The following is a 23,649-nucleotide window of genomic DNA, read 5'->3' on the forward strand; positions in this document are numbered from 1 at the left end:
GCCCCGCTCGATGCGTGGAAGAACGCACCGAGCGGGGCCGAAGTGTTCGTCAGCCGATGTCGACGTCAGCCGCCGTTGATGCAGGTGTTGCCGATGGTGGGGTTGAGCGCCGCGATGATGTTCACGGTGTTGCCGCACAAGTTGACCGGGACGTGAACCGGAACCTGGATGTTGTTGCCGGAGAGCACGCCGGGCGAGCCCACGGCCGCGCCGTCCGCCTCGGAGCCGGCCATGGCGGGCCCGGCAGCGCCCGCGAGAGCGGCGCCCACGGTGGCGGTCAGGACTGCGGCCTTGGCGATACGCGACATCTTGTGTCGGTCCTTTCGGTTCGTACAGGTCCCACCCGCGGCGGGTGGATCCTGAACAACGCGCCAACCTGCCGTCGGATACGGCGACACGGCCGAACGAGCGGTCGTGATCGGTGAAGTTACGCCGGATGGGCGGCGGCGCGCAGCCGCAGAGCCAGTTCCTGGGCCACCTGCGCGAGTTCCGCGGGCGCGGTCGCGGCCAGCGCGCACAACACGTCCGCGGACGCCTCGGCGACCGCGCGCGGCACCGCTACCGGCGCCAGCGCGTCCAGCATCGAGCGGGTACGCGCCGCGACCGGCGCGGGTTCGGCCGGCTGCGACACCGGGCAGGCCGAGATCGGCGCGCCGGCGGCCGTACCGCCGGCCGTGGCGCCGGGATCCCCTTCCGGCCCGGGACCGGGAATCAGGCTGCGCAGACCTCGGGGTGCGGCGGGCACTGTCATTCCACGCAAGTTAGTCCAAGCGCCGCCCCGAGTTTGCCTCTCGGGCGCGATATTCGGCCATCGAAGGCGGATTTCCCCGGGGTTTCATCCTGGCGGGTGACGGCGCTGTCGGAATCGGCGGCTAACGTTCCCGCCAACCTGGTCACCGGCGCCGAGCGCCTTGTGCCGCTTGGCATTTGACGGGGTGTCACCGACATTCGCGAAGAGCTGTGGAGGGAACGATCGTGGGATGGATCCGGGCGGGCGACTATGAGGTCGCCGTGCAGGACGGCAAGGTGGTGTGCCGCAATGCCAAGGGGCGGCAACTGAAGTCGGTGCCCGGGAAACTCGCCGAGGACCCGGCCGTGGTGGGCCTGCGACAGCTCGTCGAGTGGCTGGAGCGGCACGACCGCTCGTGCCAGGACGCGGTCGAGCGCTGGATGATCGGCTCGCTCCCGGTCCCGGTCGCGGTGTTGTCCCGGGTGTGGCCGGATCCGTCCTGGCAGCGGGTACTGCGCGATCTGGTGGTCACCGCCGACGGCGCCGACGTGGCCGGATTTCTGCGCGGCGCGGACCCCGAGCGCGGCGTCGGCATCGTCGACCCCGACGGCGACACCGTCTACCTCGACGCGCGGACCGTGCGGATCCCGCACCCGGTGCTGCTGGAGGACTTGGAGGATCTGCGCGAGTTCGCCGTCGAACTGGGCGTCGAGCAGCGGGTACAGCAGCTCTACCGCGAGGTGTGGCACCGACCCGCCGACCTGGACGGCACCCGCAGCGGCATCGAGGAGTTCTCCGGCGGGCGCTACGACCAGTTGCGCTTCCTGATCGGCCGGGCCACCCAACTGGGCTACCAGGTGCGCGGCGGCCAGGCCGTGTGCGCGGTGCTGGACGGCGACCGCGAGGTCGAGGCCCGGATGTGGCTGGGCGACTACGACGGCTACGAATCGACCGAGACCGGCTCGGTCACCTGGACCGAGGGCGGCAGCACGCTGACCCTGGACCGGGTTCCGCCGGTGGCCTGGTCGGAAGGCATGCGCATGGGCGCCGCGCTGTACGCGGGCCGCACGATCGAGACCACGGAGGAAGCGGCATGAGCACCACCCCCGACCCGTCCCGCGTGCTGCTGGACGCCGGCGGCATCCTGCCCGCCGGCACCCTGACCGGCGACGACATCGACACGCTCACGGTGCGCACCTACCTGCACCCCGCGTTCGAGGACCGCCCGATCGTCCGGCTGGTCCCGGCGACGCTGGGCGAGGCCGAGGACCTGGCGCTCGGATTCCTGGGCCTGGCCCGCGAACAGGACGCGCCCGAGGTCGGCCAGGTCCGCCGCGAGGCGCTCGGCTTCCCGGCCTGGGCCCTGGTCAACGACCCGGCGAACGGCCACCACGCGCTGGCCCTGGTCCGTGACATCGAGCGGCTGGACCGGCAGGCCAAGACCAAGCCCGGCGCGGCCAAGGACGGCTTCGACCAGCTCGCGACCCGACTGGGCCGGGCCGTACCGCACTTCCTGCCCACCTTCCACGAGCAGGCCGCGCGGATCTTCCTCAAGCACGACAACACGACCTACGCGTCCGCGTTCTTCGGCAAGGCCCGCGAGGCCGAGCGGGTGCACAACCTGCCGATCGAGGAGGAGCGGTTGCGCGCGGTCTTCCTGGAGTTCGCCTTCGCCGGCGCGCTGACCGCCAAGGCGCTCAAGGAACACGCCAAGGCACTGTCCGCGCGGCTGGGTCCGATCGAGGCATGGGCGCAGTTCCGCCAACTCGCGGTCGAGCGCTGCACCGCGGGCATGCCGCCGTACGCGGGCCTGGCCGAGGACGCCCGCGCGTTGATCCGCGCGGCCGGCGGCGACCACACCGCCGAGGAGCACGCGCTGCTGCGCGAACTGCTCGCTACGCCCGCGATCGGCCGCGCGCCGCTGTCCTTCTGGAAGGTCAACCGCAAGCCGATCGCGGCGCTGGCCGCCGCCGAGCCGGAGATCCGGGTCCGGCTGCTGGAGATCCTGCCCACCCCCGGCGGCTCGACCCCGGACGCCGAACTCGACGATCTGTGGCTCGACCTGCTCGCCGAAGCCGGAGTCCTGGATCTGCTGGTCGGCGGCGACCTGGTCGCCGGCGCCCGGGCCCAATGGGTCACCCGCTGGTCCACGCACCGGCAGCGCGGCTGGCGCTACAACGCGCGCAGCGAGCGCACCGCGAAGCTGCTCGCCGAGATGGCCGACGCGCTGCGCGCCGAGGCGGTGCCGGTCGACCTGTTCAGTGGCAACGGCTGGCGCTCCAGCGTGGACATCGACCTGCTCGACACGGCCCTGTCCGAGCGCATACCGCTGGCCGACCCGGACCCCAAGGGTTCGATCGACCTCGGCGAATGGTGGAACGACCAGGAACCGGGCCGCAGCGAACTGGCCCACGTCGCCGCGGACGAGCGCTACACCGCCCTGCTCCAGGCCGCGATCGGCGGCCTCAAGGGCAACCACCACGCGGCCACCGCCGCGCACCCGGTGCTGCGCGGTGTGCTCGCCCGCTGGCTGACCGAGCAGGGCGCCCGGGTCACCTCGGCGGCCGGCCTGCCCACCGTCGAGCACGAGTTCAAGGTACTGAACGAGTTCCGCGAGGTGGTCGAGGACGTCACCCCGGACCTGGTCTCCCGGATCCGCGCGTTCGACGCCGTCGCCCTGCTGACCACCACGCTGCGCGCCGGCGTCTACGACGAACTCGGCTGGCCCGCGCTGGAGGAGGCGATCGACCTCTTCGGCCGCAAGAGCGAGATCCGGGTCGACGAGGCGTGGCCCGCGCTGGTGCTCTCCTCCGACAAGCGCGCGGTCGTGGTCGGCCCCGAGGGCATCCTGCTCGACCACGAGCCGCGGCTGCCCAAGGAGCGCATCTCGTGGCAGCGCCCCGCCTTCCGCTATGTCGACGGACAACTCCTGGTCGCCTGGTACAACAAGGAGTACGACTGGGAGGCGTACTGGTCCGGGCGCCCGACCGAGACCTTCCCGCTCACCGGCGAGAGCCCCAACGGCGGCTCGGACGCCAACTCGATGCTCTCCCTCGCGCTGCCCGACGGCGGCCGCACCACCGGCGGCCGGCCGCTGTACGCGGGCGACACCAAGCTGCCGCCGCGCCGGGGCGTGCTCACCGACGGCACCACGCACTGGTCGCTCGACTTCGACCGCAGCGACCGCAAGTGGACCGAGTACGACCCGGCCACCGGCACCCACGGCCGGGTCTCGCTGCCCGCGCCGTTCGCCGCCGCGGTCGCCGACGGCGGCGCGTTGGTGGCCGACCGATGCGAACTGCTGCCGCTGCTGCCCGGGCTGGAGAACACTCCGCTGGGCACCGACGGCACACTGCTCGGCCACTGGGTCCGCGTCGACGGGGACACGATCACCGCCGGCTCCGTGGACGGCCGCACCGTCGGCGCGCCCGTGCGCAACCGGCGGCACTGGGACAACACGCCGCAGGAGGTGCCGATCGGCGCGCTGCGCCTGCCCGGCGGCGCGGCCCCGACGGCGGTCGTCGAGAGCGGCGGTAAGGCGACGCTGTGGGCCGGCGACGTGCTGCTCGGCCAGTGCGGCCAACGGGGCGGCGTCGGCGACCTGGCCCTGGGCAGCCGGATCGTCCCGCCGCCGGCGTTCTGGCACGCACTGCGCCCGCGCGACGAGGCCGGCTCGTTGGCCCTGCGCGCGCTCACCCCCGAGCGGGCCGCCGAACTGGTCGCCGAGGTGCACGCGGACCACGAGCGGGCGATGGCCGAGTACGCGATCGCCAAGAAGTCCGAGGACAAGAACAAGCCGAGCCGACCCGACGCCGTGCGGATCGAGCCGGTGCGCCGACTGCTGCCCGAGATCGGCCACGCCGGACTCGTGCGCTGCGTTGCCGGGCTGGCCGCGGACACCTCCCGACTCGCCCGCAGACTCCGCGACTTCGGCAAGGTCACCGTCAAGGAGCGCAAGGCCCGCGTGGTGCCCACCGGCCCCGCGCACGGCCAGGACGCCGAACTGCACCCGGCCCTCGCCGGGATCGCGCGCAACGGCGGATACCGGCACTACGGCACAAGCCCGGCCGCGTGGACCACGATGAACCACATCACCGCCGTGGCCGCGATGCTGGCCCGCACCGACGGCCCGGCCGAGTGGACCACCGAGTCCGACCGGCTCACCGATCCGCACATGTCCTGGCACGAACTGCTCGACCACCGCGCCGCGATGCTCGCCCGTGCGCTGTCCCCGTTCACCTCCGAGGAGCACCGCGCGTCGCTGCTCGTGGCACTGGAGGCGCTCGCCGCCGGCCCGCTGGGCACACCCGCCGGGACGCTGCGCTCGGTCACCCTGTGCGAGCCCAGCCGCAAGAAGAACAAGGACAACAAGCGCCGGGGCCGGGTGATCCGCCGCGGCGACCGCACCATCGTGATCCTGGACAGCCAGTACACCTACGGCAACGACAAGGAGCACTGGACCGCGCTCGACCACGACCCCTCGGGAACGTTCGCGGCGATCGACGGCTTCACCACCCACGAGGAACACCGCTACGTGGAGCCGATGTCCCCGGAGCGGGTCGCCGCCGTGGTGCGCGGGATCCGCGAACACGGTCCGCTGACCTGGCGGCCGGAGGCGGTCACCGCTCTGATGGAGGGCACCGGCCTGGGCCGGGCCGAGGCGAGCCTGTTGCTGACCGGACTGACCGCCGGCGACCTGGACAAGGACCAGCGGGCCCTGCTCCGGCTCAAGGTGGCCGAGATCGACAGCGCCCGCTCGCAGCTGGACCGACTGGAGGGCAGCGCGCGGGCCGGCGTGCTGGGCGCGCTGATCCCCGAACGCCCGGAGGACGTGCACACCCTGTGGACGACGGGCCACGACATCGAGGCCGGCTGCCGCGCCTGGAACACCGCGTTCGGCCGGGTGCTCCGGTTGCCCGAGGACGTCGCGGCGGACGTCCGGGGCCTGTCCGCCGGATCGTTCGAGAGCGTGCTCACCCCGGAATCGTGCAAGTGGATCACCGGCACCTCCACCCACACGGTGGACAAGGACGGCCGCCTGCGCGCCTCCGACAGCGAGGCGGTGCCCAGCGGCCACGGCCTGAAGGCCACCGTGACCGCGCTCGCCTGGCTCGCCTACCGGCTGCCCTACGGCGATCCGCTGCGCGCGCACCTGCCGCACGTGCTCGGCCTGCTGCGCACCCGACTGGCCGACCCGGGCCTGGTGTTCGACCTGGACATCGAGTACGCCGAGCGCGGCAACACCGCGGCCCTGCTGCGCGAGGCGGTCGGACTGCCCGCCACCGGCGGCAGCGACCCCGACGGCATACTCCGGCTCGAGGACCGCTTCTGGCTCCGGCCCTGGTACGGCGAGAGCGAATTCGCCGAGGTCCGACCCGCCGGCTTCACCGGTGCCGACGACCCGTGGTTCGACCGGCTGATCGCGCTCCGCGGCGCCGCCGACTCTGCCGGCCTCAAGTCCTTCCGCCGGATCCTGGACCCGGCCTTCGAGGAACTGCTGCGCGCCGACGGCCCGCCCGGCATCCAGCAGGACCCGGCGTACTCGGTACCCGACCTGGTCGCCGAGGTGGCCAAGACGCACGGCATCGGCGAGGACGCGGCGGTCCTGTACCTGCAACTGCTCGCCCTGCCCGACCCCACCGACCGGCACGTCGCCCGCTGGACCGGCTGGAAGCCCGCGCGCCTGAAGAAGGCCCGCACCGAACTCGCGGGCACCGACCTGGTGGTCGAGGCCAAGCGCTCGCGCGCCGGCCGCACGCTGTTCCTGCCCGGCGGCTGGAGCGCGCTCAAGGCCCCCGCACTGCCCGTGGAGACCTGGAAGGAAGGGCTGTACGCGACGCCCACCCACACCACGATCGTGCCCGAATGCCCGGTGCCCGAACTGTTCCACCGGGCCTGGCGACGGGTGCAGGACGGCGATGCGCCAGGCTTCGAACAACTCGTCACCCGCACCACCCGGAAGGGCCGCCGCTGATGGCAACCGCAACCGAATCCGCCGCGAGCGCGCGCCAGATACAACCCCCCGAGGACCTGTACGCGAGCGAACTCGCCTTCCTGGCCGCCTACGACCGCGGCCCGCGCCCGCCGGCCTGGCGGCTGACCCCGCGCGCCGTGGTCACCTTCGTGATGGGCAGCGGCGACGAACTCAAGCTGCCCGAACCGGTCGACGGTTTGCCGCGCACCCTGACCATCGGCGCCAAGTTCGTCGGCGAACGCGCCCTCGTCGAGCGCTGCGTGGTCACCCTCGCCGGCGAACGCGGCCTGCTCCTGGTCGGCGAGCCCGGGACCGCGAAGTCGATGTTGTCCGAACTGCTGGCCGCCGCCGTGTGCGGCACCAGCGGGCTCACCGTGCAGGGCACCGCGGGCACCACCGAGGACCAGCTCAAGTACGGCTGGAACTACGCGCTGCTGCTCGCCCAGGGCCCAAGCCGGGGCGCCCTGGTGCCCTCGCCGGTGCTCACCGCGATGACCACCGGCGGGGTGGCCCGGATCGAAGAGGTCACCCGCTGCCTGCCCGAGGTGCAGGACGCGCTGGTGTCGCTGCTCTCCGAGCGCCGGATCGCGGTGCCCGAACTCGCGGGCGGCACCGACGCGCAGGTACACGCCGCGCCGGGCTTCACCCTGATCGCCACCGCGAACCTGCGCGACCGGGGTGTCTCGGAGATGTCCGCCGCGCTCAAGCGCCGGTTCAACTTCGAGACGGTCGGCCCGATCGGCGACCACGACGCGGAGATCGCGCTGGTCCGCCGCCAGGCCAAGGCCGCGGTGGAGCGCACCGGGACCGCGTACGCCGTCGACGACACGGTCCTGGAGGTACTGGTCACCGCGTTCCGCGACCTGCGCACCGGCCGCTCCGCCGAGGGCTGGGAGATCGAACGCCCGTCCACCGTGCTGAGCACCGCCGAGGCGGTCTCGGTGGCCTCCTCGCTCGCGCTGGCCGCGGCGTACTTCCCGGGCGACCGGGACGTGCTGAGCCTGCTCCCGGGACACCTGCTCGGCGTCGCGAAGAAGGACGACCCGGCCGACGCCGCCCGGCTCCTGTCCTACTGGGACGCGGCGGTGCGCCGCCGCGCGGAACACGGCTCGGCCACCTGGCGCACCCTGTGGGACCTGCGCGGAGTCCTGGAGGGCTGACGAGGTGTCGACCACACGTACGGACGGGCCCATCGACGAGGCCCGTCCCGCCGCCGAGCGCCTGGCCGCGTCCCGGCAGCCCTACCTGATCGGCGTGCGCCACCACGCCCCCTCGCTCGCCGCCGCCGTCCCGGCCCTGCTGGACGCGGCCCGCCCCGAGGTCCTGCTCGTCGAACTGCCGCACGAGGCCGCGCCCTGGCTGGAGTGGCTCGCGCACAAGGACACCCGGGCTCCGATCGCACTGGCCGGGACCGGGCCGAACGGGCTCGGCTTCTACCCGTTCGCCGACTTCTCGCCGGAGCTGGCCGCCCTGCGCTGGGCCGCCCGCAACGGCGTCCCCGCGATCCCGTGCGACCTTCCGCTGGGGCACCCCGGATGGGACCGCACCGACCACGTGCCCGCGGACGCCGGCGACGGCGCGGCACACGGCGCGGGGACACTGCACGCCGCGCTGCGCGACCGGCTCACCGGCCGCGCCGGCGACGACCTGTGGGACCGGCTGGTCGAGGCCACCGCACCCGGCTCGCCCGCCGAGGCGATCCGCCGGGCGGCGCTCACCGTCGGCTGGGCACTGCGCCGCGACGCGGGCAGCGTGGACCCGGTCGACCTGCGCCGCGAGGCGTGGATGCGCGCCACCCTGCGCGAGGCGACCGCCGGCGGCGCGCGCGCCGCGGTGGTGCTCGGCGCCTTCCACGCGCCGGCCCTGCTCGACCAGGACACCGTCGCGCCCGCCGCCGAGATCGCCGACGTCACGATGTCGCTGATCCCGTACACCTACCCGCTCCTGGACGCGCGCTCCGGCTACCCGGCCGGCATCCGCGACCCGGAGTGGCAGCAGAGTGTGCTGGAATCCGGCGGCGACCCGGCCGCGCTGTACGAGGCGCTGATCGCCGCGGCCGTCCGGATCTGCGCCGAACTGCGCCGCCAGGGTCACCCCAGCGGGCCGGCCGACGCCCGCGAGATCGTCCGGCTCGCCGGCGACCTGGCCAACCTGCGCGGGCTGCCCGCGGCGGGCCGCGGCGAACTGCTCGAGGCGGTGCAGACCGTGCTCACGCACGGCGAGCCGCTGGGCCGGGGCCGCTCGGTGGCCCGCGCGCTCGAACACGTTCTGGTCGGCACCCGGGCCGGCCGCCCCGCGCCGGCCGCGCCGCGCAGCGGCCTGGGCCCCGAGGTCGAACGCCGGATCGCCGAACTCGGCCTGCCCGGCCCCGCCGACCCGGCCGAACGCGACCTGCGCCTGGACCCGCTGCGCAGCGACCTGGATCGGCGCCGCGAACTGCTCCTGCAACAACTGACGACCTGTCGGATCCCGTACGCCGAACCGGTCGCGGTGGTCGGCGCGGGCGGTGCGGACGCGGTCACCACCCGCTGGCGGGTGCGCTGGACACCGTCCGCCGCGGCACTGCTGGACGCGGCCGGCACGCGCGGCGTGACCCCCGAACAGGCCGCCGAAGGCACCCTGCGCGCGCGGCACCGGACCGAACTCGACGAGGGCGGCCCCACCGCCGAACAGATCCTCACCGGGCTCGAACGCGCCGCCGCGTGCGGCCTGACCGAGCTCACCGCGACCCGGCTGACCGAGACCGCCGACACCCTCCCCGGCATCGCCACCCTTCCGAACCTGCTCACCGCGCTGACCCTGACCGACCGCATCCACGCGGGCCACCTGGGCGTCGCACCGGAGCCCGCACCCGAGCCCGAGGCGGCATCCGAGTCCGAGCCGGGCAACGACGCGCCGGGCAACGAGACGGCGGACGCCGACCCGAAGGCGGTCGACTCGAAGTCCGGCTCCGCCGGGGGACCCGACATCACCCGGACCCTGCTCACCGCCGCCGTCCGCCACCTCGACGGCCTGGACGGATCCGACGATCCCGCCGACGCGCGAGCCCTGGCCGATCTGGCCGGGCGCGCCGACGCTTTCGGCGGACTGCGGCTGTCCACCGGACTGGCCCGGCTGGCCGCCGACGGTTCGCCGCTGATGTCCGCCGCCGCCGGTGCGATCCGGGTCCTGCTCGGGCACGAGGACGCGGTCGTCCTCGGCGACCGGATCGGCTCCTGGATCGACACCGCGACCACTCCCGCGGCCCGCGCCGACCTGACCCGTCGACTCACCGGCCTGCTCACCGCGGCCGGCCCGCTGCTGCAAACCGGCGGCCCGGTGTCGACCGCGCTCCTGGACCGCGTCGACACCCTCGCCGACCGCCCGTTCCTGGAGCGCCTGCCGGCGCTGCGCGGCGGCTTCGACACGCTCAGCCCCGCGGCCCGCGACCGGGTACTGGACGCGGTGGCCGACCACCTGGGCGACCGCGTCGACACCGACACCGACCCGCTCGAACTGGCCCGCTGGACCGGTGCCGACCTGGCCGCCCGCGAAGCCCTCACCCGACGCGGCCTGCTACCCCCACCCGAACCCACCGCCGGCGCGTCGCGAGACGAGATCGGCTCGCCCGGCGCCGTAACACCGCAGCCTCCGAATTCCGCGCAACCGGTGGGCGAGGGCGCACAATTGCCGGCCCACCGGACCGCAATCCCGCCACCCGCCCACGAAATCCCGAGCGCCCAGCGCTGGAAGCTCATTCTCGGCCGCCGCTCCGACCGCCTCCCGGGCAACGCCGCCCGGATGGCCACCGCGCTCGACGAGCTCTACGGCACCGGCCGAGGCGAAGGTGCCCGGGGCGACCTCGGCGACGGCGACCGCGGCGGCCGGGAAGCCCCCTACCCGGGCGTGCGGGAATGGTCCGAGGAACTGATCGCCCTGTTCGGCCCCGCCGTCCGCGAGGAGGTGCTGGCCGCCGCCGCGGCGGCCGGGCGCACCGACGTGCTCACCCACCTCGACCCGGCCGCCGCCCGCCCCTCCGTGGACCTGCTCAAGACCGTCCTGGCCCACGCCGGCGGCCTCCCCGAGGGCAAACTCGCGCTGCTGCGCCCGCTGATCGCCCGGATCGTCGCCGAGCTCACCCGCGAACTCGCCACCCGCCTGCGACCCGCCCTGACCGGCATCACCACACCGCGCCCGACCCGCCGCCCCGGCGGCGCGCTCGACCTGCCGCGCACCCTCCGCGCCAACCTCACCACCGCCCGCCGCAACCCGGAGGGCACCGTGGTCGTGGTCCCGGAGCGGCCGATCTTCAGGACCCGCGCGAGCCGCAGCAACGACTGGCGGCTGATCCTGGTCGTCGACGTGTCCGGCTCGATGGAGGCCTCCACCATCTGGTCCGCGCTCACCGCGTCGATCCTGGCCGGCGTCCCGTCGCTGAGCACGCACTTCCTGGCCTTCTCCACCGAGGTGATCGACCTCACCGAGCATGTGCACGACCCGCTCGGCCTGCTCCTGGAGGTGAACGTCGGCGGCGGCACGCACATCGCCGCCGGCCTGCGGGCCGCCCGCGAACTGGTCACCGTGCCCTCCCGCACGCTGATCACCGTGATCAGCGACTTCGAGGAGGGCTACCCGTTGGGCGGCCTGCTCGGCGAGGTGCGTGCGCTGGCCTCCTCCGGCTGCCACATCCTCGGCTGCGCGAGCCTGGACGACGCGGGCCGGCCGCGCTACTCCACCGCCGTCGCCGGCAGCCTCGTCGCCGCCGGCATGCCGGTCGCCGCCCTGAGCCCCACCGAACTGGCCCGCTGGGTCGGAGAGAAGGTCCGATGAGCACGCAGGGCCTGCCACCCGTCGCGCCGGACGTCACCGCCGACATCGTCGAGGCACTCACCCCGCGCCTGCGCAAACGCCTGGACGCCGCGATCGGCAAACTCGCCGCGTGCGCGGTCGAACGCGACGGCGACACCGTGCGGATCACCGTCGGCGACGACGCCGAACTGACCCTGTACATCCCGACCGGGGCGGTCACCACCACCGCCGACCTGCGCTGCTCGTGCCTGCTCGCACCCGCCTGCGTACACCGCGCCGCGGCCGCCGCCTCGGCCCCGGTCGCCGAAGGCACACCCGGCGCCGACGCCGGCACCGAGACCACGGACCCGGCCGGGACCGCGGCGCCGACCGAGGCCGTCGAACCCATCGGCGCCGAACCCGCCGGCCCCACCGACGCCGAACGCGCCGCCGCCGACGCGCTGTGGACCGCCGGCGCCGCGATCGTGGACGCCGGCCTGGACAGCGCCGGCGCGGTGCTCCAGGCCGGCCTGCTGCGCGCCGCGCACACCGCGCGTCTGGCCGGACTGCACCGCGCGTCCGCCGCCGCCGTCGCGGTGGCCACCGGGCTGCGCGCCGCCCGCGCCGACGATCCCGCGTACCGGCTCGCCGAGCTGGTCGCCGCACTGCGCGAACTGCTCGACGTCGCCCATGCGTTGCGGACCTCGACGGGCGAGGCCGCGCAGGCGCTCGAGGCGTTGCGCGGCACCTCCCGCCGGGCCTACGCCGCGGCCGGTTCGCTGCGCCTGTACGGCCTGTTCACCGAACCGGTGCTGACCGCACGCGGCTTCGCGGGCGCGGTGACCACCACTGTGGACTCCACCGGCACGCTGCGCACGATCGGCGACGTCGCACCCGGCGGCGCCGAACGCGCGGTCGGTGCCGCGACCCGCGCGATCCGGGTCGGCGACACCTCCATCGACCCGGTCGCGTTGACCCGTGCGGGCCTGGTCGTCTCCGGTGCCACCGCGTCCGCGGGCGGCCGACTGGGCGCCGGCCAGGGCGTGCGCGCGGCACGGGCGAGCGGCGTGGCCTGGACCGAGGAACCCCTGCGCGATCTGTGGGAGGTCCCGCTGCCCGCCCAGGTCGACCGCGTGGTGGGTCATCGCGACCTGCCCCCCGACGACCGTCCCGCCGGCGCCGACCTGCTCTTCCTCGACGTCACCGTGCTCGGCACCACCGCCGGCGCCCGGGACCGGGTGCACGCCGCGTGCGGCGAACTGGATGTGCACCTGCTGGTCGCGCACGCCGACCCCGCCTTCGCCTACCGGGACAACCTGCGCCTGCTGGCAACCTGCCCCGGCCTGCGGCTGCGGCTGATCGGTCGGCTCGAACCCGGTGCCGACCGCGCGGTCCGGGTGCTGGCGATCGGCATCCCACCGGGGGACGGGCCCACCCTGCGGCTGACCGAGGAGCGGCTGGGCCGGATCGACCTGGGCCTGGACCGGCTGCATCGTGCCGACCTCCCGAGTGCAGCGCCGGCCGGGGCGCCGACCGGCGCTGCCGAGGAACCGTCGCCCGCCCCGCTGTACCTGATGCACCGTCACGTCGAACGCGCGATCAGCGGCGGCCGGCCGGTACTCGCCCTGGCCGGCTCCACCGCCGGCGACACCGCCCGACTGCGCCGGGTCGGACTGACCACGGGGGCGGATCTGGTCGAGCGCCTCACGCACGTCGCGGCGGGCCGCGAACGGGATGTTTTCGGGCGTCTTCGCACGGGCGACAACGACCTTTTGTCCGCTGCGTGGCTGGCCGCCGCCGTGTACGCGCAAACCGTCGAAGGGGCTCTGACCAGGTCTGTTTGGTCCACCGAGTAGTCGAGCCGGGGGCGTTGCGCCAATCGATTTCCGATCGGTGACGGGCAGCGTGTATGGTTTTCCTGCTCGCCCCAATAGCTCAGTCGGTAGAGCGTCTCCATGGTAAGGAGAAGGTCTACGGTTCGATTCCGTATTGGGGCTCAGACGATGGGATCCCCGCCTGGGAACAGGCGGGGGCCTCGTTGAGGCGGCGTAGCTCAGACGGTAGAGCAAGCGGCTCATAATCGCTGTGTCACCGGTTCAAGTCCGGTCGCCGCTACCAAGCGAGCCGATTCGGGGGAGACTCCGCATCGGCTGCTTTTGCTGTATTCACCCCTGACCGCAAGGAAGGCACTCCAGTGGCTGCCACCGACGTCCGCCCGAAGATCACGCTGGCCTGCGTGGAGTGCAAGGAGCGGAACTACATCACCAAGAAGAACCGGCGTAACGACCCGGACCGTCTTGAGATGAAGAAGCACTGCCCCCGCTGCAACGCGCACACCGCGCACCGCGAAACCCGCTAGCGGTTCGCACCACGACACCGACGAGGCCACTCCCCGCAAGGGGGGTGGCCTCGTTGTCGTATTCTCCGCAACGTCGCCCGCGCCGGCCCGCCTCCGCCGGCCCGCGGTGCAACGGTCCGCCATCCATCAGCCCCGCCCATCCATCAGGGAGACCCGCTTCATGCCGCTGGACGCGAAGTTCATCGGACGGACGTATCCGCCCACCGAGCCGTACGAGGTGGGTCGGGAGAAGATCCGCGAGTTCGCCGCGGCGATCGGTGACCCCGATCCCGCGTACAACGACCCCGAGGCGGCCAAGGCGCTCGGCCACCCGGACGTGATCGCGCCGCCGACGTTCGCGATCGTGGTCACCATGCGCGCGGCCGACCAGGTGGTGTACGACCCCGAACTGGGCCTGGACTACTCGCGCGTCGTGCACGGCGACCAGAAGTTCACCTACACGCGGCCGGTTCGCGCGGGCGACCGACTGACCGTGGTGACCACCGTGGACAACATCAAGTCCCTCGCGGGCAACGACATCCTCACCACGCGCGCCGAGGTGACCACGGTGGAGGGCGAGCACATCGTCACCGCGCTCTCGTCCCTGGTGGCCCGGGCCGCCGGCTCGGAGGCCTGATCATGACCGCCAAGATCTCCTTCGACGACGTCGAGGTCGGCACCGAACTGCCCGCGCGCAGCTTCCCGGTCACCCGCGAGACCCTGGTCCGCTACGCGGGCGCCTCCGGCGACTTCAACCCGATCCACTGGAACGGCCGCTTCGCCGGCGAGGTCGGCCTGCCCGACGTCATCGCGCACGGGATGTTCACCATGGCCGAGGCCGCGCGCGTGGTCACCGACTGGCTCGGCGACCCGGGCGCGCTGATCGAGTTCGGTGTGCGCTTCACCAAGCCGGTCGTGGTCCCCGACACCGTCGACGGCGCGACCATCGAGGTCAGCGGCAAGGTCGCGGTGCTCCTGGACGACCGCCGGGCCCGGGTGGACCTGCTGGTCACCGCCGCCGGCGCCAAGGTCCTGGGCGTGCCCCGGGCCATCGTGCAGCTGGCCTGAGTCCCGCCCCGGTCGGGTGATGCGAGAATCCAACGGTGCAGCCTGAAACCGACGCGCCTCTCGCCTCCCTGACCACCCTCCGCCTCGGCGGTCCGGCTCGTCGGCTCCACACGGCCACGACCACCGACGCGGTACTGGCGACCGTGCGCGCCGCCGACGAGCAGGGCATCCCGTTGCTCGTGCTCGGCGGCGGCAGCAACCTGGTCGTCGGCGACGACGGCTTCCCGGGCGACGTGCTGCGGATCGCCACCACCGGACTCCGCGTCGACGGCACCGACGTGAGCGTCGAGGCCGGCGTGCCGTGGGACGACGTGGTCACCGCCGCCGTCGCCGCGGGGTTGTCCGGCATCGAATGCCTCGCGGGCATCCCGGGCAGCGCCGGCGCGACCCCGGTGCAGAACGTCGGCGCGTACGGCCAGGAGGTCGCCGAGACCATCGCCTCGGTCGAGGTCTACGACCGCACCGAGCGCGCGCCGCGCACGCTGACCGCCGCCGAGTGCGGCTTCACCTACCGGCACAGCGTGTTCAAGGGCGACGACCGCTACGTGGTGCTGCGGGTGCGCTTTCGACTGCGCGACGACGCCGGCCGCTCGGCGCCGATCCGGTACGCGGAACTGGCCCGCGCGCTCGGCGTCGAGCCCGGTGAGCGGGTCCCGGTCGAGGCCGCCCGCGCCGCGGTGCTCGGCCTGCGGCGCGGCAAGGGCATGGTGCTGGACCCGGCCGACCACGACACCTGGAGCGCGGGTTCGTTCTTCACCAACCCGATCCTGACCCACGACGCCTTCGCCGACCTGACCGCGCGGGCCGCGCGGCACCTGGGCCCCGACGCCACCCCGCCCCGCTACCCGTCCGGCGACGACCACGTCAAGACCTCCGCGGCCTGGCTGATCGAACGCGCCGGCTTCCCCAAGGGCTACGGGCAGGGCCGGGCGCGGATCTCCACCAAGCACACCCTGGCCCTGACCAACCGGGGCCGGGCCAGCACCGAGGACCTGCTCACCCTGGCCCGCGAGGTCCGGGACGGTGTGCACGCGACGTTCGGCGTCACCCTGGTCAACGAACCGGTCCTGATCAACGCCAAGCTCTGACCGCTCGGGCCGCCCGAAATCCGCGCCCCCCGCCGGCTCACCCGACCGGCGGCCGGGCCGGAACCAGATCCGGCGCCGGCGCGGCACCCGGTGCCGCCAGCCACCCGTCCACCCCGTCCAGCAACGCCCGCTGTACCTGCGCCGGCGCCACCGACCCGAGGATCGACTGCCGGGCCAGTTCGGCCAACTCCGGATCGGTGAACCCGTGTTCGTCCCGGGCCAGCTCGTACTGCGCGGCCAACCGGGACCCGAACAACAACGGATCGTCGGCACCCAGCGCGATCGGCACCCCCGCCTCGAACAGCCTCCGCAGCGGCACGTCCGAGACCTTGTCGTAGACGCCGAGCGCGACGTTGGAGGCCGGGCACACCTCGCACACGATCCGCCGCCGCGCCAGCAGCGCCATCAGCTCGGGATCCTCCACCACCCGGATCCCGTGCCCGAGCCTGCGCGCGCCCAACACGTCCACGCATTCGCGAATGCTGCGCGGCCCGTCCAACTCGCCACCGTGCGGGTTCGCGAACAACCCGGCGTGCCGGGCGATCTCGAAGGCCCGCTCGAACGCGGGCGCCCGACCCCGCCGCTCGTCGTTGGACAACCCGAACCCGACCACGCCGCGATCGGTGTACTGCGCGGCGAGCCGGGCCAGCGTGCGCGCCTCCAATTGGTGCTTGGTGCGATTGGCCGCGATCACCACGGCGATCCCGATCCCGGTCGCCGCGCGGGCGGCCTCCACCGCGTCCAGCACGATCTCCACCGCGGGCGTCAGTCCGCCCAGACGAGGCGCGTACGAGGTCGGATCCACCTGGATCTCCAACCAGCCCGACCCCTCGGCCCGGTCGTCCTCGGCCGCCTCGCGGACCAGCCGATGCATGTCGTCCGCGGTCCGCACACACGAGCGGGCGATGTCGTACAGCCGCTGGAAGCGGAACCAGCCCCGCTCGTCGGTGGCCCGCAATCGTGGTGGTCGACCCGAGGTCAGCGAGTCGGGCAGCCGCACTCCGTGCAGATCCGCCAGTTCCAACAGGGTTTCCGACCGCATGGATCCCGTGAAGTGCAGGTGGAGATGAGCCTTCGGGAGGGTGCGGACATCGCGTGCGGGACGATCCATCCACAGATCATGGACCACCGGCCCCGTCCACGTGAGGGGTACCGCGGATGATCCCCCTGAAGGAGAGCGGAAACTTCGGGGGCCGGCGCGTGAACGCCTCCGTGTCCACCCGCGCGCCCGCACCCAAGACCGCCGCGAAAGGGCCGCCGCCCGGTCTCCCGTGCGACGGCCCCAGGGCACGCGGACGCCTACTCGGCCTCGGCCAGCAGCCGCGCGATCCGCCCGATGCCCTCGACCAGATCGTCGTCGCCGAGGGCGTAGGACAACCGCAGATAGCCCGGGGTGCCGAAGGCCTCGCCCGGCACCACGGCCACCTCGACCTCGTCCAGGATCAGGCTCGCCAACTCGGCCGAGCTGCTCGGGCGGGCGCCGCGGATCCTTCGGCCCAGCACCCCCTTGACCGACGGATACACGTAGAAGGCGCCCTTGGGCTCGGGGCACCGCACGCCCGGGATCTCGTTCAACATCCGCACGATCGTGCGCCGGCGGCGGTCGAAGGCCACCTTCATCGTGTCCACCGCGGTCAGGTCGCCGGTCAGCGCGGCCAGCGCGGCGGCCTGCGCCACGTTGCACACGTTCGAGGTGGCGTGCGACTGGAGGTTCGTCGCGGCCTTGATCACGTCCCGGGGACCGATCACCCAGCCGACCCGCCAGCCGGTCATCGCGTAGGTCTTGGCGACGCCGTTGACGATCACGCAGCGATCCGCCAGCTCCGGCACCACCACCGGCATCGAGACGAACTCGGTGTCGTCGTAGACCAGGTGTTCGTAGATCTCGTCGGTCAGCACCCACAGCCCGTGCTCGACCGCCCAGCGCCCGATCGCCTCGGTCCGGGCCCGCGAGTACACCGCGCCGGTCGGGTTCGACGGCGAGACGAACACCAGCACCTTGGTGCGCTCGGTGCGCGCCGCCTCCAACTGCTCGACGGACACCAGATAGCCGGTGGTCTCGTCGGCGACCACCGCCACCGGAACCCCGCCCGCGAGCTTGATCGACTCCGGGTAGGTGGTCCAGTACGGCGCGGGCACCAGCACCTCGTCGCCCGGATCCAGGATGGCGGCGAACGCCTCGTGGATGGCCTGCTTGCCGCCGTTGGTGACGAGCACCCGGTCCGGCTCCACCGCCAGGCCCGAGTCGCGCAGTGTCTTGGCGACGATCGCGGCCTTCAACTCCGGCAGCCCGCCGGCCGGGGTGTACCGGTGGAACCCGGGCTCGCGGCACGCCGCGACCGCCGCGTCCACGATGTAGTCGGGCGTCGGGAAGTCCGGCTCGCCGGCGCCGAAGCCGACCACGGGGCGACCGGCCGCCTTGAGCGCCTTGGCCTTGGCGTCGACCGCGAGCGTCGCGGACTCGGCGATGGCGCCGACGAGGGCGGAGATCCGACGCTCGGACGCGGGCACGGACGGGGAACTGGAGGTGGGAGCCGTCATGCCCGGCATGGTGCCATTCCGGTCCCACCGGGGGCACGCGGAAAACGGGCCGGCGGCGCCCGACGGCCGGCCCGCGCGGCACGGGTTCGACCTGACGCACTCGACCCCGTACACTCGACGCTTGGCGGTCCCAACCTGCGTGCTGCCGCGCCCGAAAATTTCGTGTTCTCGGGTCGGCGACTCCGCTAGGTTGATGATCGGATGAAGGGCACTAGCTCAATTGGCAGAGCACCGGTCTCCAAAACCGGGGGTTGGGGGTTCAAGTCCCTCGTGCCCTGCGATGTGTGACCGCGGTCGATCCCCGGATCGACCGTGACTCGCACGCAGTCAGCGCAAACTGTCGGCGCCGACAACCCCGTCGGTGATCCACGGTCGGACCGGATCAGGTGAGGACGAGTTGACGGAGGCCCACGGCTCCACGGCTACGCCTGAGCACAGCAGCTCTGATGGCCGCGGCTCCGACGACGAGCCCCCCGGCGGTCGCCGGGCGAACCGCCCGAAGGGCTCTTCGGGCAAGCCGGAGCAGAAGAAGAAAAACCTGTTCGCGCGGGCGGCTCTCTTCTACCGGCAAATCATCGCCGAGCTGCGCAAGGTCGTTTGGCCGACCCGCAACGAGCTGAGCACGTACACCACGGTGGTCATCGTGTTCTGTCTGATGATCATTGGAATCGTCTACGGACTCGACCTCGGCTTCGCGAAGGCAGCGCTCGCCATCTTCGGCTGAGCCCCACCCTTGCGCAGCGCGCCTGCAACGACCGTTCGACCCCCAGCCAGGAAGAAGCACCCAACGTGTCTGACCCGAACCTGTCCGCCGACAACTCCGCCGACGAGACGGCGGCCCTGTCGGAGCAGGCGGAGGCCGCTGCTCTCGAGGACGCCCTCGAGGACGCGGCCGAGGCCCCGGCCGTCTCCACCGATGACGAAGTGGAAGACGCCGAGGCCACCGAGGACGACGCCGAGGGCGTGGACGACGAAGAGTTCGAGGACGACGACGAGGCCGCCGAGGCCGAGGACGACGCCGAGCTCGAGGACGCCCCCGAGGGCGACCCGATCGAGGACTTCAAGGAAGCGCTCCGCCGCGCCCCGGGCGAGTGGTACGTCATCCACTCGTACGCCGGCTACGAGAACCGCGTGAAGGCCAACCTCGAGTCCCGCACCACCTCGCTCAACATGGAGGACTACATCTTCCAGGTCGAGGTGCCGCAGGAAGAGGTCGTCGAGATCAAGAACGGCCAGCGCAAGACCGTCAAGCGCAACAAGTTCCCCGGCTACGTGCTGGTCCGGATGGACCTGACGAACGAGTCGTGGGGCGCCGTCCGGAACACCCCCGGTGTCACCGGCTTCGTCGGCAACGCGCACGAGCCCTTCCCGCTCACCCTCGACGAGGTCGTCAAGATCCTCGCCCCCGAGGAGGAGAAGGCGACCGGCGGCGGCAGCGGTGCCAAGAGCACGACCGAGGTCAAGGTGCTCGACTTCGAGGTCGGCGACTCGGTCACCGTCATCGACGGTCCCTTCGCGACGCTGCAGGCGACGATCAACGAGATCAACGCCGATTCGCAGAAGGTCAAGGGCCTGGTGGAGATCTTCGGGCGCGAGACGCCGGTCGAGCTCTCGTTCAACCAGATCCAGAAGAACTGATACTTCCCCCAGGTGGGACCCCGTTTCGCCGGGGTCGCATCCGGGTGGTGGACAAGGCGCCCTCACAACGGTGGTTATCGTTGAGGGGGCGCCGCACCGCGTGGCGGGCCCGAACACGTCCGCGCTCCGCGTGGTGATCGGGACGTACATCTCGTCGAAGGACCCGGAAAAAATGCCTCCCAAGAAGAAGAAGCTGTCAGCGATCATCAAGCTGCAGATCAAGGCCGGCGCAGCCACGCCGGCCCCGCCGGTCGGCCCCGCGCTGGGTCAGCACGGCGTCAACATCATGGAGTTCTGCAAGGCCTACAACGCCGCGACCGAGTCGCAGCGTGGCGACATCGTCCCGGTGGAGATCTCGGTCTACGAAGACCGTTCCTTCACCTTCGTGACGAAGACGCCGCCGGCCGCGCGCCTGATCCTCAAGGCCGCCGGTGTCGAGAAGGGCTCGGGCGAGCCGCACAAGACCAAGGTCGCCAAGGTCACCCGCGAGCAGATCCGCGGCATCGCGCAGACCAAGATGGCCGACCTGAACGCCAACGACATCGACGCCGCCGAGAAGATCATCTCCGGCACCGCGCGTTCGATGGGCATCACGGTCGAGGGCTGATCGAGCCCCGCAGTCAGGCAGTACCGGAACCGACGCGAGGACGTGCGCGAAAGCCCACGGCCCCGCGGAGTGGAAGGGTCCGCGCGACCCGCTCCCACCACAACTCCTTTCAGAATTCCAGGAGCTTTCAGTGAAGCGCAGCAAGTCCTACCGCGAGGCCGACACCAAGATCGACCACGAGCGGCTCTACTCGCCCCTCGAGGCCGTTCGTCTGGCCAAGGAGACCTCGCCCACCAAGTTCGCGGGCACCGTCGAGGTGGCCATGCGTCTGGGCGTCGACCCGCGCAAGGCCGACCAGATGGTCCGCAGCACCGTCATCCTCCCGCACGGCACCGGCAAGACCGCCCGGGTCCTGGTCTTCGCGACCGGTGACCGTGCCGAGGCTGCCAAGGCCGCCGGCGCCGACATCGTCGGTTCCGACGAGCTCATCGACGAGGTCGCCAAGGGTCGGCTCGACTTCGACGCCGTCGTCGCCACCCCGGACCTGATGGGCAAGGTCGGCCGCCTGGGCCGCGTGCTCGGCCCGCGTGGCCTCATGCCCAACCCGAAGACCGGCACGGTCACGCCCGACGTGGCGAAGGCCGTGAACGAGATCAAGGGCGGCAAGATCGAGTTCCGCGTCGACAAGCACTCGAACCTGCACTTCATCATCGGCAAGACGACGTTCGACGACACCCAGCTCGTCGAGAACTACGCCGCCGCCCTCGAAGAGGTGCTCCGCGCGAAGCCGTCGGCCGCCAAGGGTCGCTACATCAAGAAGGTCGGCGTCTCGACCACGATGGGCCCCGGCATCCAGGTCGACCCCAACCGCACCCGCAACCTCCTGGTGGAGGAAGAGGCGGTCTGACCGCCCCGCACGCGAACGAGGCCCGGCACACCACACGGTGTGCCGGGCCTCGGCACGTTCGTCCCCGCCCGGCCGACCGGGGCGCGGGCACCGAGGACGGGCCGAAAGCCCGCCGGAAGAACCGTCGTTGCCCGCTCGCCGGCAACCGATTTGCTCCGAACGAGTGCCGTCGCGTACCTTGAGTCCAAGCCAAAGACCGTCGGTCGTTGTCGTCGTGCCGTAAGGCAGGGTCGGCAAACGAAGGTTCCGCATCGCGGACGACCTGCGCAGGTGTGAACGTGAGACGTTGCCCCCGAGGCACGCGCATGGCGCGTGATTCGAGGATGTACGCCCCGTGCGCCTGCGCCGGGGCGTTTTTCGTATGTGGACCCCTTCCGCCCTGCGGACCGGCGTATTCATCCGGCACACGATCGACCGCCACGGTCGATCGGCAATCGCATCGCGGAAGGAGGCCAGCCCTATGGCGAGGCCCGACAAGGCGGCCGCGGTCGCCGAGCTCACGGAGCAGTTCCGTGACTCGAACGCCGCAGTGCTGACCGAGTACCGCGGGCTCACCGTCGCGCAGCTCAAGGAGCTGCGTCGTTCGCTCGGTGAGAACGCGCAGTACGCCGTGGTGAAGAACACGCTGACCAAGATCGCCGCCAACGAGGCGGGCATCGATCAGCTCGACGACCTCCTCGAGGGCCCGTCCGCGATCGCGTTCGTCACGGGTGACCCCGTGGAGGCCGCGAAGAGCCTGCGTGACTTCGCCAAGGCGAACCCCCTTCTCGTCATCAAGGGCGGCGTCCTTGAGGGCAAGGCGCTCAGCGCCGACGAGATCAAGAAGCTCGCGGACCTCGAGTCCCGCGAGGTGCTGCTCGCCAAGCTGGCGGGTGCCATGAAGGGATCCATGGCCAAGGCCGCGGCGACCTTCCAGGCTCCGCTCTCGCAGTTCGTCCGCACCGCGGACGCGCTTCGGGCGAAGGTCGAGCAGGGCGGTGCCGGCGAGCCGGCTCCCGCCGCCGAGGCCGAGACCGCCGAGTAGTAGTTCGGCAGTCGCGACCGACGTCGCCGGGGGCAGCGCCCCCGCCCATCCACACCACCCGGCACCAGCCGAATTGATCAGGAAGGACCGCCGATCATGGCGCTCACCCACGAAGAGCTCATCGAAGAGTTCAAGGCCATGCCCCTCATCCAGCTCGCGGACTTCGTGAAGCTGTTCGAGGAGACCTTCGACGTGAAGGCTGCCGCCCCGGTCGCCGTCGCGGGCCCCGCCGGCCCGGGCGCTGTCGCCGAGGCCGTCGAGGAGCAGGACGAGTTCGACGTCATCCTCACGGGTGCCGGCGACAAGAAGATCCAGGTCATCAAGGAGGTGCGCGCGCTCACGAGCCTCGGTCTGAAGGAGGCCAAGGACCTCGTGGACTCCGCCCCCAAGGCGCTCCTGGAGAAGGTCTCGAAGGAGGCCGCCGAGAAGGCGAAGGCTGCCCTCGAAGGCGCCGGCGCCTCGGTCGAGGTCAAGTAATTCGACGCCGCCCCCGGGTGGCATCACCGAAGGCGATCGTCCGTCAGGGCGGTCGCCTTCGGGCTTTTCCGGGGTTCTCCGGGGGCGCCGCACCTCCTCGGCCGAGCGCCGCAGCGGGCCGCGCGAGGGTGGGGATACCCCTGTCGGCCTCGCTCGAAAGGGTGATACTCCCAACACCCTCGGCACCCGTCGGACCCCTTCGTACCAGGCCCGTCGCCCCTCGGCGAGGGCGCGCGCCACGGCGCGCGCGGCGACTTCCGAGCGCCGGATCCGGTCGTTGTCGGACCGCCGGTCTACCGTGTTTTCCAGGCTTCCCGAGGCTCTCCGCGAGCGCGGTCGGCCACTGTGACGAGACTCTCGTCGCAGGCCGCGGGATCGGGACCTCCGTCCGGTTTTCTCGGTCCGCGGAAGGGTTCCGTCGGCTCTGAGGGGGAAAGCAACCCCTTGACGAACGGTTCGGGGCGCGCAATTCTTCGGACGCACCCCTGAAGCACGGTTGCCGGATGGTTTCTGAATCCGGGTTGTGGACCGGCCCTTCGTAGGGGCTGGA

19 protein-coding genes and 3 tRNA genes are annotated in these 23,649 nt (G+C 72.4%); 18 read left to right on the forward strand and 4 right to left on the reverse strand.

Going from position 1 to position 23,649, the window contains the following annotated elements:
* Positions 1 to 65: 65 nt before the first annotated feature.
* Both ACZ4FV_RS08315 and ACZ4FV_RS08320 read right to left on the reverse strand, forming a co-directional pair.
* Positions 66 to 308 (reverse strand): chaplin, encoded by a 243-nt coding sequence (locus ACZ4FV_RS08315; RefSeq protein ID WP_395871726.1) that lies wholly within the window; start codon positions 306 to 308, stop codon positions 66 to 68.
* A 119-nt stretch (positions 309 to 427) separates the two neighbouring features.
* Entirely contained in the window at positions 428 to 751 is a 324-nt protein-coding gene (locus tag ACZ4FV_RS08320) for a hypothetical protein (protein WP_395871724.1), read from the reverse strand.
* 224 nt (positions 752 to 975) lie between these two features.
* Between ACZ4FV_RS08320 and ACZ4FV_RS08325 the strand changes: the two genes are divergently transcribed.
* The 11 genes from ACZ4FV_RS08325 to ACZ4FV_RS08375 all read left to right on the forward strand — a co-directional run bounded on the left by ACZ4FV_RS08325 (position 976) and on the right by ACZ4FV_RS08375 (position 15,965).
* Positions 976 to 1,827, forward strand: coding sequence for a DUF4132 domain-containing protein (locus tag ACZ4FV_RS08325; RefSeq protein WP_395871722.1), 852 nt, complete (start codon positions 976 to 978; stop codon positions 1,825 to 1,827).
* Positions 1,824 to 6,704 carry a hypothetical protein gene (locus ACZ4FV_RS08330; RefSeq protein ID WP_395871720.1) on the forward strand — a complete coding sequence of 1,627 codons (4,881 nt, stop codon included), beginning with the start codon at positions 1,824 to 1,826 and terminating at the stop codon, positions 6,702 to 6,704. The genes ACZ4FV_RS08325 and ACZ4FV_RS08330 overlap by 4 nt, the downstream gene beginning before the upstream one ends.
* Positions 6,704 to 7,864, forward strand: a complete 1,161-nt coding sequence (locus ACZ4FV_RS08335; RefSeq protein WP_465322211.1) for an ATP-binding protein — start codon at positions 6,704 to 6,706, stop codon at positions 7,862 to 7,864. The genes ACZ4FV_RS08330 and ACZ4FV_RS08335 overlap by 1 nt, the downstream gene beginning before the upstream one ends.
* Positions 7,865 to 7,868: 4 nt before the next feature.
* On the forward strand, positions 7,869 to 11,513 hold the full coding sequence (locus ACZ4FV_RS08340) for a vWA domain-containing protein (protein ID WP_465322212.1): 3,645 nt from the start codon (positions 7,869 to 7,871) through the stop codon (positions 11,511 to 11,513).
* Positions 11,510 to 13,327: a hypothetical protein gene (locus tag ACZ4FV_RS08345; RefSeq protein WP_395871714.1), complete on the forward strand. Its 1,818-nt coding sequence runs from the start codon at positions 11,510 to 11,512 to the stop codon at positions 13,325 to 13,327. The genes ACZ4FV_RS08340 and ACZ4FV_RS08345 overlap by 4 nt, the downstream gene beginning before the upstream one ends.
* A gap of 68 nt (positions 13,328 to 13,395) precedes the next feature.
* Positions 13,396 to 13,468 (forward strand) — tRNA-Thr (locus tag ACZ4FV_RS08350).
* 45 nt (positions 13,469 to 13,513) lie between these two features.
* Positions 13,514 to 13,589: transfer RNA gene (locus tag ACZ4FV_RS08355), tRNA-Met, on the forward strand.
* Positions 13,590 to 13,665: 76 nt separating this feature from the next.
* Positions 13,666 to 13,830, forward strand: coding sequence for a 50S ribosomal protein L33 (rpmG, locus tag ACZ4FV_RS08360; RefSeq protein ID WP_004571794.1), 165 nt, complete (start codon positions 13,666 to 13,668; stop codon positions 13,828 to 13,830).
* A gap of 160 nt (positions 13,831 to 13,990) precedes the next feature.
* The gene (locus ACZ4FV_RS08365; RefSeq protein WP_402238273.1) at positions 13,991 to 14,446 is read left to right on the forward strand and encodes an FAS1-like dehydratase domain-containing protein; all 456 of its coding nucleotides are present in this window, start codon (positions 13,991 to 13,993) and stop codon (positions 14,444 to 14,446) included.
* A 2-nt stretch (positions 14,447 to 14,448) separates the two neighbouring features.
* A complete protein-coding gene (locus ACZ4FV_RS08370) occupies positions 14,449 to 14,877 on the forward strand; it encodes a MaoC family dehydratase (protein WP_402238270.1) in 429 nt (142 codons plus the stop codon).
* A 35-nt stretch (positions 14,878 to 14,912) separates the two neighbouring features.
* Positions 14,913 to 15,965, forward strand: coding sequence for a UDP-N-acetylmuramate dehydrogenase (locus ACZ4FV_RS08375; protein ID WP_395871708.1), 1,053 nt, complete (start codon positions 14,913 to 14,915; stop codon positions 15,963 to 15,965).
* Between the two features lie 37 nt (positions 15,966 to 16,002).
* Here the strand turns inward: ACZ4FV_RS08375 and ACZ4FV_RS08380 are convergent, their stop codons facing one another.
* The gene (locus ACZ4FV_RS08380) at positions 16,003 to 17,076 is read right to left on the reverse strand and encodes an adenosine deaminase (protein ID WP_395871706.1); all 1,074 of its coding nucleotides are present in this window, start codon (positions 17,074 to 17,076) and stop codon (positions 16,003 to 16,005) included.
* A gap of 188 nt (positions 17,077 to 17,264) precedes the next feature.
* A complete protein-coding gene (locus tag ACZ4FV_RS08385; protein WP_465322213.1) occupies positions 17,265 to 18,506 on the reverse strand; it encodes a pyridoxal phosphate-dependent aminotransferase in 1,242 nt (413 codons plus the stop codon).
* A 205-nt stretch (positions 18,507 to 18,711) separates the two neighbouring features.
* Here ACZ4FV_RS08385 and ACZ4FV_RS08390 point away from each other — a divergent pair.
* The 7 genes from ACZ4FV_RS08390 (at position 18,712) to rplL (ending at position 23,099) form a co-directional block, all read left to right on the forward strand.
* Positions 18,712 to 18,784 (forward strand) — tRNA-Trp (locus tag ACZ4FV_RS08390).
* Between the two features lie 119 nt (positions 18,785 to 18,903).
* Positions 18,904 to 19,230 carry a preprotein translocase subunit SecE gene (gene secE, locus ACZ4FV_RS08395; RefSeq protein WP_079026295.1) on the forward strand — a complete coding sequence of 109 codons (327 nt, stop codon included), beginning with the start codon at positions 18,904 to 18,906 and terminating at the stop codon, positions 19,228 to 19,230.
* Positions 19,231 to 19,295: 65 nt separating this feature from the next.
* Entirely contained in the window at positions 19,296 to 20,144 is an 849-nt protein-coding gene (gene nusG / locus ACZ4FV_RS08400) for a transcription termination/antitermination protein NusG (RefSeq protein WP_395871703.1), read from the forward strand.
* Between the two features lie 172 nt (positions 20,145 to 20,316).
* Positions 20,317 to 20,751 carry a 50S ribosomal protein L11 gene (gene rplK / locus ACZ4FV_RS08405; protein ID WP_020549250.1) on the forward strand — a complete coding sequence of 145 codons (435 nt, stop codon included), beginning with the start codon at positions 20,317 to 20,319 and terminating at the stop codon, positions 20,749 to 20,751.
* Between the two features lie 130 nt (positions 20,752 to 20,881).
* The gene (gene rplA / locus ACZ4FV_RS08410; RefSeq protein ID WP_020549249.1) at positions 20,882 to 21,598 is read left to right on the forward strand and encodes a 50S ribosomal protein L1; all 717 of its coding nucleotides are present in this window, start codon (positions 20,882 to 20,884) and stop codon (positions 21,596 to 21,598) included.
* A gap of 460 nt (positions 21,599 to 22,058) precedes the next feature.
* Complete coding sequence (gene rplJ, locus ACZ4FV_RS08415) at positions 22,059 to 22,622, forward strand: 50S ribosomal protein L10 (RefSeq protein ID WP_395871701.1); 564 nt, start codon at positions 22,059 to 22,061, stop codon at positions 22,620 to 22,622.
* Positions 22,623 to 22,718: 96 nt separating this feature from the next.
* Entirely contained in the window at positions 22,719 to 23,099 is a 381-nt protein-coding gene (rplL, locus tag ACZ4FV_RS08420; protein ID WP_395871699.1) for a 50S ribosomal protein L7/L12, read from the forward strand.
* Positions 23,100 to 23,649: the final 550 nt, after the last annotated feature.

This window comes from Embleya sp. NPDC025285 (assembly GCF_055558835.1).

Excerpts from the sequence above, each read along its gene's own strand:
- ACZ4FV_RS08315 (WP_395871726.1), bottom strand. The coding sequence starts at position 308 with ATGTCGCGTATCGCCAAGGCCGCAGTCCTGACCGCCACCGTGGGCGCC.
- ACZ4FV_RS08320 (WP_395871724.1), bottom strand. The coding sequence starts at position 751 with ATGACAGTGCCCGCCGCACCCCGAGGTCTGCGCAGCCTGATTCCCGGT.
- ACZ4FV_RS08330 (WP_395871720.1), top strand. The coding sequence starts at position 1,824 with ATGAGCACCACCCCCGACCCGTCCCGCGTGCTGCTGGACGCCGGCGGC.
- ACZ4FV_RS08335 (WP_465322211.1), top strand. The coding sequence starts at position 6,704 with ATGGCAACCGCAACCGAATCCGCCGCGAGCGCGCGCCAGATACAACCC.
- ACZ4FV_RS08345 (WP_395871714.1), top strand. The coding sequence starts at position 11,510 with ATGAGCACGCAGGGCCTGCCACCCGTCGCGCCGGACGTCACCGCCGAC.
- ACZ4FV_RS08365 (WP_402238273.1), top strand. The coding sequence starts at position 13,991 with ATGCCGCTGGACGCGAAGTTCATCGGACGGACGTATCCGCCCACCGAG.
- ACZ4FV_RS08370 (WP_402238270.1), top strand. The coding sequence starts at position 14,449 with ATGACCGCCAAGATCTCCTTCGACGACGTCGAGGTCGGCACCGAACTG.
- ACZ4FV_RS08380 (WP_395871706.1), bottom strand. The coding sequence starts at position 17,076 with ATGGATCGTCCCGCACGCGATGTCCGCACCCTCCCGAAGGCTCATCTC.
- ACZ4FV_RS08385 (WP_465322213.1), bottom strand. The coding sequence starts at position 18,506 with ATGACGGCTCCCACCTCCAGTTCCCCGTCCGTGCCCGCGTCCGAGCGT.
- rplK (WP_020549250.1), top strand. The coding sequence starts at position 20,317 with ATGCCTCCCAAGAAGAAGAAGCTGTCAGCGATCATCAAGCTGCAGATC.
- rplJ (WP_395871701.1), top strand. The coding sequence starts at position 22,059 with ATGGCGAGGCCCGACAAGGCGGCCGCGGTCGCCGAGCTCACGGAGCAG.
- rplL (WP_395871699.1), top strand. The coding sequence starts at position 22,719 with ATGGCGCTCACCCACGAAGAGCTCATCGAAGAGTTCAAGGCCATGCCC.